Source organism: Gulosibacter sediminis, assembly GCF_023370115.1.
GTDB classification, from domain to species: Bacteria; Actinomycetota; Actinomycetes; order Actinomycetales; family Microbacteriaceae; genus Gulosibacter; species Gulosibacter sediminis_A.
The window spans coordinates 1,766,839-1,780,342 of the sequence record NZ_CP097160.1 but is presented as its reverse complement, the minus strand read 5'-3'; the positions used below and the strand labels follow the sequence as shown (position 1 = coordinate 1,780,342).

13 protein-coding genes are annotated in these 13,504 nt (G+C 67.6%); 12 read left to right on the top strand and 1 reads right to left on the bottom strand.

What is annotated here, in order from left to right:
- Positions 1 to 6 precede the first annotated feature (6 nt).
- Both M3M28_RS08245 and M3M28_RS08240 read left to right on the top strand, forming a co-directional pair.
- Positions 7 to 873 carry an SseB family protein gene (locus tag M3M28_RS08245; protein WP_249386004.1) on the top strand — a complete coding sequence of 289 codons (867 nt, stop codon included), beginning with the start codon at positions 7 to 9 and terminating at the stop codon, positions 871 to 873.
- A 9-nt stretch (positions 874 to 882) separates the two neighbouring features.
- On the top strand, positions 883 to 3,363 hold the full coding sequence (locus tag M3M28_RS08240; protein ID WP_249386003.1) for an HAD-IC family P-type ATPase: 2,481 nt from the start codon (positions 883 to 885) through the stop codon (positions 3,361 to 3,363).
- Between the two features lie 58 nt (positions 3,364 to 3,421).
- Here M3M28_RS08240 and M3M28_RS08235 read toward each other — a convergent pair whose 3' ends face one another.
- Complete coding sequence (locus M3M28_RS08235) at positions 3,422 to 3,823, bottom strand: DUF1844 domain-containing protein (protein WP_431193836.1); 402 nt, start codon at positions 3,821 to 3,823, stop codon at positions 3,422 to 3,424.
- Positions 3,824 to 4,067: 244 nt separating this feature from the next.
- On the opposite strand from M3M28_RS08235, the gene infC reads away from it, so the two are divergent.
- From infC to pheT, 10 genes are all read left to right on the top strand, one after another.
- Positions 4,068 to 4,733, top strand: coding sequence for a translation initiation factor IF-3 (gene infC, locus M3M28_RS08230; protein WP_249386002.1), 666 nt, complete (start codon positions 4,068 to 4,070; stop codon positions 4,731 to 4,733).
- On the top strand, positions 4,733 to 4,927 hold the full coding sequence (rpmI, locus tag M3M28_RS08225) for a 50S ribosomal protein L35 (RefSeq protein ID WP_125107256.1): 195 nt from the start codon (positions 4,733 to 4,735) through the stop codon (positions 4,925 to 4,927). Before infC ends, rpmI begins: the two co-directional genes overlap by 1 nt.
- Before the next feature lie 36 nt (positions 4,928 to 4,963).
- Entirely contained in the window at positions 4,964 to 5,350 is a 387-nt protein-coding gene (gene rplT / locus M3M28_RS08220) for a 50S ribosomal protein L20 (RefSeq protein WP_249386001.1), read from the top strand.
- Between the two features lie 81 nt (positions 5,351 to 5,431).
- Complete coding sequence (locus tag M3M28_RS08215) at positions 5,432 to 6,229, top strand: TrmH family RNA methyltransferase (protein WP_249386000.1); 798 nt, start codon at positions 5,432 to 5,434, stop codon at positions 6,227 to 6,229.
- A gap of 107 nt (positions 6,230 to 6,336) precedes the next feature.
- A complete protein-coding gene (locus tag M3M28_RS08210; protein WP_283255699.1) occupies positions 6,337 to 7,107 on the top strand; it encodes an amino acid ABC transporter ATP-binding protein in 771 nt (256 codons plus the stop codon).
- Positions 7,108 to 7,218: 111 nt separating this feature from the next.
- Entirely contained in the window at positions 7,219 to 8,082 is an 864-nt protein-coding gene (locus M3M28_RS08205; protein WP_249388024.1) for a glutamate ABC transporter substrate-binding protein, read from the top strand.
- 107 nt (positions 8,083 to 8,189) lie between these two features.
- Positions 8,190 to 8,837, top strand: coding sequence for an amino acid ABC transporter permease (locus M3M28_RS08200; RefSeq protein ID WP_249385998.1), 648 nt, complete (start codon positions 8,190 to 8,192; stop codon positions 8,835 to 8,837).
- Entirely contained in the window at positions 8,834 to 9,817 is a 984-nt protein-coding gene (locus tag M3M28_RS08195; protein ID WP_249385997.1) for an amino acid ABC transporter permease, read from the top strand. Before M3M28_RS08200 ends, M3M28_RS08195 begins: the two co-directional genes overlap by 4 nt.
- Before the next feature lie 25 nt (positions 9,818 to 9,842).
- The gene (gene pheS / locus M3M28_RS08190; RefSeq protein WP_249385996.1) at positions 9,843 to 10,883 is read left to right on the top strand and encodes a phenylalanine--tRNA ligase subunit alpha; all 1,041 of its coding nucleotides are present in this window, start codon (positions 9,843 to 9,845) and stop codon (positions 10,881 to 10,883) included.
- A gap of 2 nt (positions 10,884 to 10,885) precedes the next feature.
- On the top strand, positions 10,886 to 13,450 hold the full coding sequence (gene pheT / locus M3M28_RS08185; protein WP_249385995.1) for a phenylalanine--tRNA ligase subunit beta: 2,565 nt from the start codon (positions 10,886 to 10,888) through the stop codon (positions 13,448 to 13,450).
- Positions 13,451 to 13,504: the final 54 nt, after the last annotated feature.

Genomic DNA, 13,504 nt, shown 5'->3' with positions numbered 1-13,504 from the left:
TTCGACGTGGCCGAGCTTCCCGAGCACCTCAGGGGACACCTCACCGACTCCGCCGGCCAGCCCTGGCAGGGGCGGAGCTTCACCGACAACCGCTGGTCAGATGACGACGGCACCGCGCCGGCCGAGCTCGCGCGGGCGCTCGAGCAGTTCCGCTCCGGCGCTGCCCCCGTCTCGGTCGTCGTCGAGGCGCTGCGCGACACGCGGGTGCTGATTCCGCTCGTCGCCGAGCTTGGTGAGGCGGGCGTCAACGACGCCGGCCTCACCGTTGACAAGCACGCCGACCTCTCGATCGTCACCGTGCGGGCGCCCGACGGCCGCGGCATTGTGCCGATGTTTACCTCGGTCGCGGCGATGAAAACGTGGGACCCGGCCGCGCGCCCCGTGCCCGTAGGCTCGCGCCAGGCCGCGCTCGCGGTGGTCGACGAGGGCAGCGAGCTCATCATCCTCGACCCGGGCAGCGAAACCGAGACGGCCATTCGCCGACCGGCTGTCTGGGCGATCGCCCGCGACCTGCCGTACGAACTGCCGTGGCAGCACCAGCGCGTCATCGCCTTCGCGAACGAGGTGCTGCAGACGAACCCCGAACTCGCGAGCGTCGACCTCGTGCCGGGCGATCTCGATTCGCGGCTCACGGGGCCTGAGGTGCGCCTCGGCCTGTACTTCCACGCCGACGCCGACGCCGACACGGTGCAGCGGGTGCTCGCGCGGGTGCAACAGCGCGTGGCCGCGCAGCCCGAACTTGTCGAGCTCGTCGACACCCTCGAGATCGCGCCGCTGCGCGTAGAGGTGCATCCCGCGCCCGAAAAATCGATACCTTCGGGGGATGCACGGAGTCCGAAGGCAGGATTGTTCCGCCGCCTTCGCCGTCGGTAATCTCACCGAGTGACCCCGAACCCGACCCCGCCACAACTGCGCAGCAGCACCAACACTGAGGACCACGTGGAGCAGCCTGACGCCGCCATCGAAACCCCGGCCCACCCCGCAACGTTCGCCGGGCTGACGAGCGCGCAGGTCGAAGCGTCGCGTGCCGAACACGGCCGTAACGAGCTGCCGAGCACCTCGAGCCGCTCGCTCTGGGCGATCCTGCGCACGCACGTGTTCACGCTGTTTAACGGCATCGTCGTCGCGTCGTTCGCGCTGCTCGCGGTGCTCGGCCGGTGGCAGGATGCGGTGTTCGGCTTCTCGGCCGTTGCGAACTCGATCATCGGCATCTGGCAGGAGTATTCGGCGAAGCGCCAGCTCGACAACCTGCGCGTGCTCAACGCGCCGCACGCCCGCGCCATTCGCGACGGCGAACCTGCCGACCTCATGCGCGAGGACCTCGTCGTCGACGACCTCATCGTTGTGCGCGCGGGCGACCAGGTGCCGGCGGACGCCACCGTCATGACGAGCGCGGGCCTGCAACTCGACGAGTCGCTGCTCACGGGCGAAGAGGATGCGGTCGACAAGCGCCCCGGCGACGAGGTGCTTTCGGGCGCGATCGTCGTCGCCGGCTCGGGTACCGCCCGCGTCACGCGGGTCGGCGCGCACTCGTTCGCCGCGAAGCTCACCGCCGAGGCGAAGCGTTTCTCGCTCGTCAACTCCGAGATCCGCGCCGGCATCAACCGGGTGCTGCGGCTCGTCGCGATCCTGCTGCTGCCGGTGTTGCTCATCTCGATCAACGGCCAGGTGCAGGCGTTCGGCGGCTGGCAGCAGGCGTTCGAGTCGGGCGCGTGGCGCGACGCCGCGGTCGGTGCCGTCGCCGCCGCGATCGCGATGGTGCCGCTCGGCCTGCTGCTCATGACCTCGGTCGCGTTTGCGGCCGGCGCGCTCAAGCTCGGCAGCCGCAAGGTGCTCGTGCAGGAGCTGCACGCTGTCGAGGGGCTCGCGCGCGTCGACGTGCTCTGCTTCGACAAAACCGGCACGCTCACCGAGGGCGGCGTCGCATTCGATGCCGCGCATCCCGCGGCGGATGCACAGCCCGGCTGGCAGCACGCGCTCGCGACCATGGCGGCCGACGAGGGCGCGAACGACTCGGCCCGGAGCCTCGAGACCGAGTTCACGGCCGAGCTCGCGCTGCCGACCGTCGCCGAGATTCCCTTTACTTCGCAGCGCAAGTGGTCGGCGATCTCGCTCGCCGACGACGCGGCGGCCGGCACCTGGATCCTTGGCGCCCCCGACATCGTGCTGCGCCCTGAGGGCGACGCCGCGCTGCTCGCGCAGGTGGCCGAGCTCTCCGAGCGCGGCCAGCGCGTGCTCGCGCTGTGCTTCAGCGCCGGCGCCCTCGGCGACGACGAGGTGAGCGAGCAGACGCTCCGCGACGACCGCGTCGGCGTCGCCATCATCGCACTGCGCGAGCGGGTGCGTGAGGACGCAGCCGACACCGTGCGGTACTTCACCGAGGAGGGCGTCTCACTGCGCGTGATCTCGGGCGACGACCCGCGCACCGTCACGGCGGTCGCGCGCGGCGTCGGCCTCATCGGCGAGCACGAGTCGGGTATCGACGCCCGCACGCTGCCAGATGACCAGGAGCAGTTGGGGGAGCTCATGGAGACGCATCACGTGTTTGGCCGCGTCACGCCGACGCAAAAGCGGCAGATGGTACACGCGCTGCAGGCGCGCGGTCGCGTCGTCGCGATGACCGGCGACGGCGTGAACGACGTGCTCGCGCTCAAGGACGCCGACCTCGGCATCGCGATGGGCCACGGCTCGGGCGCCTCCCGCGCCGTCTCGCGCATGACGCTGCTCGACAACCAGTTCCAGGCAATGCCGAGCATCGTGCTCGAGGGGCGGCAGGCGATCGCGAACATCGAGCGCCTCGCGAAGCTCTACCTCTCGAAGACCTCGTGGGCCGTGCTCATCGCGCTCATCTTCGGCCTGCTTGCCTGGCCGTACCCGTTCGAGCCGCGGCAGATGGCGCTGCTCGATGGCATCTCGATCGGCTGGCCGGCCTTCGTGCTCGCGCTGCTGCCGAACTCGCGCCGCTACGTCTCGGGCTTCTTCCGGCGTGCCCTGCAATTCGCGGTGCCCTCGGGCATCGTCATCACGCTCTCGCTCATCGCGACCGCCCTGCTGCTGCAGCGGTTCCCACAGAGCCTCGAACAGCAGCAGACGGCGAGCGCGCTCGTGCTCGCGGTGACGAGCCTCTGGGTGCTCGGTCTCGTGTGCCGCCCGTTCCGCCCGCTGCTCGCCGCGGTGCTCCTCGGCAGCATCACGGTGCTCATCCTCTGCCTGTTCGTGCCGCTCACCGTGTGGTTCTTCGGCTTCGCGTGGCCCGACGCCCCCGTGCTCATCGGCATCGCGATCATCACCGTGCTCGGCTGCGTCGCGCTCGAGATCCACGGGCAGCTGCGCCTGCGCAGCGAGGCGCGCGAACTCGCGTAAGTTTCACTAATGCAAAGGCCCCGACGCGAATCGCAGTCGGGGCCTTGGTGTCGGCGTCTTAGGCGAAGACGGGGCCGGTGAGGTCTTCACCCGGGCCCTTGCCGATCGGGTCGGGCACCGGCGAGGCCTCGCGGAACGCGAGCTGGAGCGAGCGCAGGCCGTCGCGCAGCGGGCGCACGTGCTGGTCGCCGAGGAAGGCCATGGATGCGGTGAGCAGCCCCGCGAGCGCCTGGATGATCTTGCGCGCCTCGTCGAGGTCGATGGTCGGGTTTTCATCCTCGGCGAGGCCGAGGTTGACGGCGGCGGCGCTCATGAGGTGCACCGAGACGGTCGTGATGAGCTCGACCGCGGGCACGTCGGCGATGTCTCGAACCTGGCCATCCAGCTGCGCTTGCAAGTCCGCGTCGAGGGGCGTGCCCTCGGGGGTGACGGGCGAGGATGGCGTGGCTGAGTCGGTCACAGGGGGTTCCTTCCGCAGAAATCTGCTGATATGCTATTCGCTGGTGTCTGCCTAGCAGACTCTGAGACAAGAGGATTCGTCCCACCCGCGCATACCGCACAAGGTTACCGGGTTTACCACTGGCCCCGCTCGTGCCCATCGCGATGAGCACACCGCAGTTCGCTGCGTAGGGGAGTGGCCGCATGTGCGCGGTGTACGCCGGTGAGACGATCTGAAGTTTCACCCCACCCGTGAAGTCATTCACATGCGAGCAGAGGAGCCATCCATCAGCGAACCACGCACCAACGACCGGATTCGTGCCAACGAGGTCCGACTTGTCGGCCCCGGCGGCGAACAGGTCGGTGTCGTCAAGCTCGAGATCGCGCTGCGCCTTGCGCAGGAGGCCGATCTTGATCTTGTAGAGGTCTCTCCGAACAGCAACCCTCCCGTGGCCAAGATCATGGACTACGGCAAGTTCAAGTACGAGAACGCGCAGAAGGCGAAAGAAGCCCGACGCAACCAGGCGAACACGGTCCTCAAGGAGGTCCGTTTCCGCCTCAAGATCGACGACCACGACTACGAAACCAAGCTCAAGCGCGCCATTGGCTTCCTTGAGTCGGGTGACAAGGTTAAGGCTATGATCCAGTTCCGCGGCCGCGAGCAGTCGCGTCCGGAGCTCGGCGTCAAGCTGTTGCAGAAGTTCTCTGATGATGTCGCCGAGTTCGGCACGGCCGAAAACCGTCCCAAGCAGGACGGCCGGAACATGGTCATGATCGTCGCACCGGTCAAGAACAAGTCCGAAGCCAAGGCCGAGCAGAACGCTCGCCGCAATCAGCAGAAGCAGGCCGCTCGCGCCGCGAAGACCGCCGGGGAAGAGACGGGGTCGACCGACTCCGCCGACACCACGGCAACTGAAACCAAGGAGAACTGATGCCGAAGCAGAAGACCCACTCGGGGTCGAAGAAGCGCTTTAAGCTCACCGGAACCGGCAAGGTCCGTAAGCAGCAGGCTGGCATGCGCCACAACCTCGAGGTGAAGTCGGCCAAGCGCAAGGCTCGCCTCAACCGTGACCAGGTCCTCGCTCCGCAGGACGCGAAGGTCATCAAGAAGCTGCTGGGCAAGTAGCCCGCCCGTCCGTCTGAGATTTAGGAGAACACTGCAATGGCACGTGTGAAGCGGGCAGTAAACGCCCAGAAGAAGCGTCGTACCGTACTTGACCAGGCCTCGGGTTACCGCGGCCAGCGCTCGCGCCTTTACCGTAAGGCGAAGGAGCAGGTCATCCACTCGTTCGTCTACAACTACGACCACCGCAAGGACCGCAAGGGTGACTTCCGTCGCCTGTGGATCCAGCGCATCAACGCGGCGGCTCGTGCGAACGGCCTCACCTACAACCGGTTCATCCAGGGTCTGAACCTGGCCGGCATCGGTGTTGACCGTCGCATCCTCGCCGACCTCGCCGTCAACGAGCCCGCGACCTTCGCCGCGCTCGTCGAGGCAGCCAAGGCCGCCCTCCCGGCGAACACCTCGGCGCCGAAGAACGCCGCGTAGTCATTCGACTTCGCTGACGGGGCGGTCGACCTTCGTGGTCGGCCGCCCCGTTGTCATCCCCCTCACTTTCAGGAGCCCCGCATGATCGAGTCAGCCAAGAACCAGCGCGTCCGCGACGTCCGCAAGCTCGCGCAGAAGGCGCAGCGCACCGAACGCGGCGAGTTCGTGCTCGAAGGGCCGCAGGCGGTCCGCGAGGGGCTCCTGGCCCGCCCCGACCTCATCACCGAGCTCTTCGTGACGCCGACCGCGCTCGAGCGGCACGACGACATCGCCGCCCTCGCGCAGCGCACCGGCCACGAGGTCGTGTTCGTGAGCGAGGAGGCCGCCGATGCGATGAGCGACACCCGCACCCCGCAGGGCGTCGTCGCGGTCGCGAAGCAGTTCCCGACCGCGCTGAAGCGCATCTTCGAGGGCGAGCCGAAGCTCATCGCGATCCTCGAAGAGGTGCGCGACCCCGGCAACCTCGGCACGATCATCCGCGTTGCCGACTCTGCCGGCGCCGACGCGGTCATCCTCACCGGCCGCACTGTCGACCTCTACAACCCGAAGGTCGTGCGCTCGAGCACGGGCTCGATCTTCCACATCCCCATTGCCGTCGAGGCCGAGTTCGATGACGCGGTCGTGCGCGCGCGCCAGGCCGGGATGCGCGTGGTCGCGGCGGATGTGTCAGGGAACGACCTGCTCGCCGCGCGCGAGTCGCTCGCCGAGCCGACCGCGTGGGTGTTCGGCAACGAGGCGCGCGGGCTGACCGATGATCTGCTCGCGCAGGTCGACGACACGCTGGTCGTGCCAATCTACGGTCAGGCCGAATCGATGAATTTGGCCACGGCCGCGAGCGTCTGCCTCTATGAAAGTGCATTCGCGCAGCGGCTCGGCTGACAAATTGTGTCGATTACCGCGAAATCGATGACGCTTTCGCGGTAACAACTTTGTAACTGACCTCTCGGTTCCCACCCAGGTGTTGCTCAGACAAGTACTGTGGTCGCATGACGCCGGGGTCACCAACACACAGCAATGTCGAATCCCAGCCGCTCGTGCAAATGAACGGCGTGAATAAGTGGTTCGGTGAGAATCACGTCCTGAAAGACATCAACACGTCGGTGAATCGTGGCGAGGTGGTCGTCGTTATCGGCCCCTCGGGCTCGGGTAAATCGACGTTCTGTCGCACCATTAATCGCCTCGAGACAATACAAGAGGGCGAGATCCTCATCGATGGCGTCAAGCTGCCCGAAGAGGGCGCGGGGCTCGCGAAGCTGCGCAGCGACGTCGGCATGGTGTTCCAGTCGTTCAACCTGTTCGCGCATAAGAGCGTGCTCGAGAACGTGACGCTCGCGCAGATCAAGGTGCGCAAGACCTCGAAGGCCGAGGCCGAGAAGCGGGCGATGGAGCTGCTCACCCGCGTCGGCGTGCAGGACCACGCGCAGAAGATGCCCGCGCAGCTCTCGGGCGGCCAGCAGCAGCGCGTCGCGATCGCTCGCTCGCTCGCGATGAACCCGAAGCTGATCTTGCTCGACGAGCCGACGAGTGCGCTCGACCCCGAGATGATCAACGAGGTACTCGACGTCATGGTTTCGCTCGCCAAAGAAGGTATGACTATGGTGGTCGTCACGCACGAAATGGGCTTTGCGCGCAAGGCCGCCGATCGCGTGATCTTCATGGCCGATGGCGCAATTGTTGAAGAAGCCGCGCCGGAGCAATTCTTCACGGCACCGAAGTCCGATCGAGCGAAAGACTTTCTCTCCAAAATCCTGCGTTAACCATTGAGTTCAATAGCGAACGCACTGTAGCGCATTCTCAGACCCCGCCTCCAAACCTTTACCGAATCACGACACACAGACACGTGACCCAACAAAGGAGTAACAGTGAAGTTGAAGAAGGCATTTACGGCATTCGCCGGATTGGCGGCCGCCGCCCTCGTGCTCACCGGCTGCTCGGGCGGCGATAGCTCCGAGCCCGAGGTTGAGTCAGACGTCTCGTTTGAAGAGGGCACGACGATGGCCCAGCTCAACGCCGACCAGAGCATCACCATCGGTGTGAAGTTCGACCAGCCGCTGTTCGGCCTGCAGGGCCCCGACGGCACCCCCGAGGGCTTCGACATTGAAATCGGCAAGATCATCGCGGCGAAGCTCGGCATTCCGGCCGAGAACATCACCTGGACCGAAACGGTCTCGCAGAACCGCGAGCCGTTCATCCAGCAGGGTCAGGTCGACCTCGTCATCGCGACCTACACGATCAACGATGAGCGCAAGGAAGTCATCGACTTCGCCGGCCCGTACTACGTCGCCGGTCAGTCGTTCCTCGTGCCCGAGGGCAACCCGCTCGGCATCGACGGCAGCGACCCCGAGTCGATTGGCGACGCGACGGTGTGCACCGTGACGGGCTCGACCTCTGAGGACAACATCCGCGAGTACACCGACAACGTCGTGACGGTCGACAAGTACTCCGACTGCCTCGAGCCGATCCGCACCGGTGAGGCCGACGCGCTCACGACTGACAACGTGATCCTCGCGGGTCTCGTCGACCAGAATGAGGGCGAGTTCGAGGTCACCGAGGGCACGTTCACCGAGGAGCCCTATGGCATCGGCCTCGAGAAGGGCGACCAGGAGTTCCGCGACTTCATCAACGACACCCTCGAGGAGTCGTACAGCGACGGCGCATGGGAGGCTGCCTGGACCTCGACGGTCGGCGACATCCTCCCGACGCCGGAGCCCCCGGCCGTCGACCGCTACTAGGCGGACCACTACCGCTCGGTAGTTCCCAACTTGCGCGAGGCGGTGCCGAACACGGCACTGGCACCGCCTCGCGCATCCACTCTTCACCAACGCACGAACGGGACTCGATGGAAGCGATCATCTCGAACTTCGGCTACGTGCTCGAAGGCTTCGGCACCACGCTGTTGCTACTGATCTACGGTGGCCTCGGCGCCTCGATCATCGGCGTGGTTGTCGCCTTCATGCGGATCTCGCCGATTGGCGCGCTCCGCGTCACGGCGACCGCCTACACCGAGCTCGTGCGCAACACCCCGCTCACGTTGGTGTTCTTCCTCATCATCATCGTGCTGCCGGTGCTGCAACTCGGCGTGCCATCGTTTACCGGCGCGATCATCGCGCTGTCGGTCTACACCTCGCCATTCGTGGCCGAGGCGCTGCGCTCTGGCATCAACGGCGTTCCGCTCGGGCAGGCCGAGGCGGCCCGCTCGCTCGGCCTCAATTTCTCGCAGACGGTGTTCTCGATCATCATGCCGCAGGCACTGCGCATGGTCGTGCCGCCGCTCATCAACGTCTTTATCGCCCTGACGAAGAACTCCTCGGTCGCCTCGGGCTTCCGCGTGGTCGAACTCGTCGCGGTCTCGAAGGTGCTCGCGAACCAAAACGGTGACCAGGTGATTCCGCTGCTCATCGGCATCGCGCTCTTCTACCTCGTCATCACCATCCCACTCGGTCTCGTCGCCGGGTACATCGAGCGAAAGGTGGCGGTGCTGCGATGAGCGCCTCAGTTCTCTACGACGCCCCCGGCCCGAAGACCCGCCGAACCTCGAACATCATCTCGGCCATCGTCACGGCGGCGGTCGTGATCCTGCTCGGCTGGTTCATCTTCGCCCTCGGGCAACCGCGCACAACGGCGAACGGCGCCGAACTTGTCGGCCTGTGGGATGCCTCGCGTTGGGACATCTTCTTCGACCCCGACGACGCGGGCGAGCTGTGGGAGGGCCTGCTCTGGCGTGGCCTCGTGCTCGGCACCCTGCGCGCCGCCGGCCTCGCGGCCGTGCTCGCGCTCATCCTCGGCTTCCTCTTCGCACTCGGCCGCATGGCGAGGCACGCGTGGATCCGCATTCCCGTCACGATCGTGCTCGAGTTCTTCCGCGGAATGCCCGTGCTGCTGATGATGCTGTTCATCATGCTCGGCCTCTCGGTCGGGGCGTACCCCGCCGTCGTCGGCGCCCTCGCGATCTATAACGGCGCGATCATCGGTGAGGCCCTGCGCAGCGGTGTCGCGGCGCTGCCGCGCGGCCAGGCCGAAGCGTCGCTGTCGCTCGGCATGACGCGCATGCAGACGCGCTTCCTTATCGAGTTCCCGCAGGCGTTCCGACAGATGCTGCCGATCATCGTCGCGCAGCTCGTCGTGCTGCTCAAGGACACCTCGCTCGCCTACATCGTCGCGTACCCCGAACTGTTGCGCACCTCGACGACGATGAAGGATTACTACGGCTCGGGTAACTACTCGTTCTCATTCTTCTTCGTCACGCTCGTGATCTACCTCGCGGTGAACCTCACGCTGAGCTGGATTGCCCGCCGCCTCGCGCGCAACCGCTCGGGTCAGGCCGTCGGCGCGCGCCGACGCGGCAACAAGAGCCGCGGCGCCGCCCCGACGCCGCCTCCCGGCCAGATTGGCGTCGACACCTCGCTGCTCTCGATCGGGCAGCCCGATGGGATGACCGGGCGCAGCCGCCCCGACACCGGCAAGTAACCTGGCTGGCCGCTAGGATTGTCGGGTGAGTCAAGAACACCCGATTACTCCCGAAGCGGTCGGTGACGCCGAGCAGTCTGCGCTCGCCGCGATCGCCCAAGCAGCGGATGCGGCTGCGCTCAAGCAGGTGCGCGCCGAGCACCTCGGTGAGGCCTCCGCCCTCGCGAAGCTCAACGCTGCCATGCGCGATGTGCCGAACGACCAGAAGAAAGAGGCCGGCAAGCTTGTCGGTCAGGCCCGCGGCCGCGTGAACCAGGCGTTTGCGTCGCGCGAGGGCGAGCTCGCCGAGGCCGAGGCCGCGGCGCGACTCGAGGCCGAGCGCGTCGACGTCACCGCCTTCCACGCGCGCGAGCGCAACGGTGCCCGGCACCCGCTCACGATGCTCCGCGATCGCGTAAGCGAGATCTTCATGGGCATGGGCTGGGACGTCGTTGACGGCCCCGAGCTCGAGAGCGAGTGGTACAACTTCGACTCGCTCAACTTCGACGCTGACCACCCGGCCCGCGCGCTGCAGGACACCTTCTTCGTCGACCCGGTCGACCGCCACCTGCTCATGCGCACGCACACCTCGCCGCTGCAGATGCGCTCGATGCTCGAGCGCGGCGCGCCCCTGTACGTGCTCGCCCCGGGCCGCACCTACCGCACCGACGAGCTCGACGCGACGCACACCCCGGTGTTCACGCAGTTCGAGGGCATCGCGATCGACCGCGACCTCTCGATGGCACACCTGCGCGGCACGCTTGAGCACTTCGCGCGCCAGATGTTTGGCGACGAGGCGAAGATTCGCCTGCGCAACAACTATTTCCCCTTCACCGAGCCGAGCGCCGAGATGGACATCTGGCACCCGCTCGCGAAGGGCGGCCCGCGCTGGATCGAATGGGGCGGCTGCGGCATGGTGCACCCGAACGTGATCAAGGCGGCCGGGCTCGACCCCGAGGAGTTCCGTGGCTTCGCGTTCGGCATGGGCGTGGAGCGCACGCTGATGTTCCGCAATGAGCTCACCGATATGCACGACATCGTCGAGGGCGACGTCCGCTTCAGCGAACAGTTTGGAATGGTGATTTAGGGATGCGTATTCCCCTGTCTTGGCTGCGCGATTACGTCGACGTCGCGGCCGACGCGACGCCGCAGGATGTGCTCGACGCCTTCGTGCGCGTTGGTCTTGAGGACGAAGCGATTCACGGCGGCGAGCTCTCGGGCCCGATCGTCGTCGGCGAGGTGCTCGAGCGCGAGCCCGAGCCGCAGAAGAACGGCAAGACCATCAACTGGTGCCAGGTGCGCGTCGCGCCCGAGGGCGAGTCGGCGGCCGATGGCGGTGCCGACGTGCGCGGCATCGTCTGTGGTGCGCAGAACTTTGAGGTGGGTGACCGCGTCGTCGTCACGCTGCCGGGCGCGGTGTTGCCCGGCGACTTCCGCATCGCGGCACGCAAGACGTACGGTCACACCTCCGACGGCATGATGGCCTCGCAGCGCGAGCTCGGCCTCGGCGACGACCATGACGGCATCATCGTGCTCGGCAAGCTCGGGCTCGAGGGCGAGATCGGTTCGCCCGCTCTGCCGCTGTTCGGCCTCGACGACATCGCTGTCGAAGTCAACGTCACGCCCGACCGCGGCTACGCGATGTCGATGCGCGGCCTCGCGCGCGAGTTCTCGCACGCGACCGGCGCGGCGATCCGCGACCCGGCCCTGCGTCCCGAGCTCGACGCCATCGGCGCGCAGGCGCTCGCTGCATCGGCCGACGCGGTGCGGGTGCCGGTGACCGTCGCTGACGAGCTCGCCGTGCGCGAGCAGCCGCTCAGCGAAGTGTTCGCCGGCATCGTCGTCACGGGCGTCGACGGCACGCGACCCAGCCCGAGCTGGCTGTCGGGGCGCCTACGGCTTGCGGGCATCCGTTCGCTCGGCCTGCTCATCGACATCACCAACTACGTCATGCTCGAGCTCGGCCAGCCGATCCACGGCTACGACCTCGACCAGCTGCGCGGCGGCATCAACGTGCGCCGCGCGACGGCGGGGGAGCGCCTCACGACCCTCGACGGCCGCGACCGCGAGCTCTCCGACGAAGACATTCTCATCACCGACGACCGTGGCCCCATCGGCCTCGCCGGCGTCATGGGTGGTGCCGAGACCGAGCTGTCGAACGAGACGAAGAATGTGTTCATCGAGGCCGCGACGTTCGCGTCGGTCTCGATCGCGCGCACGGCTCGCCGGCACAAGCTGCCGTCCGAGGCATCGCGCCGCTTTGAGCGCGGCGTCGACGCTGCCGTGACCGCGAAGGCCGCGGCCCGCGTCGCCGAGCTGCTCGTCGAGCTTGCCGGCGGCACCGTCGAGGCCGCGGGCAGCGTGCTCGGCGAGGCCGCGCGCCGCGAGACGATCACCATGCCGGTCGAGCTGCCGGCGAAGCTCATGGGCGTCGACTACGACCGCAGCGAGGTCGTTGCTTCGCTCGAGGCCGTCGGCTGCGAGGTCGAGGGCGACGACGTGCTCACGGTGACGCCGCCGACATGGCGCGGCGATCTCACCGAACCAGTCACGCTCGTCGAGGAGGTCGGTCGCCTCGGCGGCTTCGACCGCATCCCGTCGATCGTGCCGCAGGCAACGAGCGGGCACGGCCCGAGCCGTGAGCAGGCGCTGCGCCGCCAGCTCTCCGACGTGCTCGCCGCCGCGGGCGCCGTCGAGGTGCTCTCGTACCCGTTCGTGACCGAAGAAGAGAACGTGCTGTTTGACTCGGCCGACGGCACCCCGGTGCCCTCGGTGAAGCTCGCGAACGCGATGGACGCGAAGACGGCATGGCTGCGCCGCAGCATCCTGCCCGGCCTCGCCGGCGTCGCGCACCGCAACGTGTCGCGCGGCCGCCCGAGCGTTGCCGTGTTCGAACTCGGCCGAGTGTTCCGCCCGGTCGCCGGCGTCGAGTACGGCGTCGCCGAGCTCCCGCCCGTCGCGCAGCGCCCGAGCGCCGAGAAGCTCGCCGAGCTCAACGCGGGCATCCCGCCACAGCCGTACTCGCTGTCGCTGCTGCTGGTCGGCGAGCGCACGGCGAAGCAGCCCGGCCTCGACGCCGTGGCCTACAGCTGGCACGATGCCCTCGAGTACCTCGACCGCGTTTCGCTCGCGACGGCCGCCGAGCTGCGCGTGCGCCAGGGATCGCACGGCGCGTTCCACCCCGGCCGCTGCGCCGAGGTGTTCGTGGTTGACGCCGCGGGCGAGGAACACGCGATCGGCTTCGCGGGCGAGCTGCACCCCGAGGTGGCCGAGGCCCACGACCTGCCGCGCGTGGTCGGCGCCGTCGAGCTCGATGTGGATGCGCTGCTCGCGCACTCCGAGCGCCACGTTTCGGCGGGCACGATCGTCGGCTTCCCGGCCGCGACGCAGGACCTCTCGTTGCTCGTCTCGCGCGAGGTGCCCGCGGCCGACGTGCGTGACGCGGTGCGCGAGGGCGCGGGCGAACTGCTCGAGGACATCCGCCTCGTCGACGACTACCGCGGTCGCGGGCTCGAAGAGACCGAGAAGTCGCTCACCTTCGCGCTGCGCTTCCGTGCCGACGACCGCACGCTGACCGCCGCCGAGGCCACGGAGGCCAAGGAGGCCGGCGCCGAGAAAGCGGCCGAGCGCTTCGGCGCGACGATCCGCGCGTAGCTTCTGCCAAGCAACAAAATGGGGGCCGGATGCTGATGCGTCCGGCCCCCATTT

Coding starts and splice junctions, on each gene's coding strand:
- rplT (WP_249386001.1), top strand. CDS start 4,964: ATGGCACGTGTGAAGCGGGCAGTAAACGCCCAGAAGAAGCGTCGTACC.
- infC (WP_249386002.1), top strand. CDS start 4,068: ATGCGAGCAGAGGAGCCATCCATCAGCGAACCACGCACCAACGACCGG.
- M3M28_RS08200 (WP_249385998.1), top strand. CDS start 8,190: ATGGAAGCGATCATCTCGAACTTCGGCTACGTGCTCGAAGGCTTCGGC.
- M3M28_RS08210 (WP_283255699.1), top strand. CDS start 6,337: ATGACGCCGGGGTCACCAACACACAGCAATGTCGAATCCCAGCCGCTC.
- M3M28_RS08215 (WP_249386000.1), top strand. CDS start 5,432: ATGATCGAGTCAGCCAAGAACCAGCGCGTCCGCGACGTCCGCAAGCTC.
- rpmI (WP_125107256.1), top strand. CDS start 4,733: ATGCCGAAGCAGAAGACCCACTCGGGGTCGAAGAAGCGCTTTAAGCTC.
- M3M28_RS08195 (WP_249385997.1), top strand. CDS start 8,834: ATGAGCGCCTCAGTTCTCTACGACGCCCCCGGCCCGAAGACCCGCCGA.
- pheT (WP_249385995.1), top strand. CDS start 10,886: ATGCGTATTCCCCTGTCTTGGCTGCGCGATTACGTCGACGTCGCGGCC.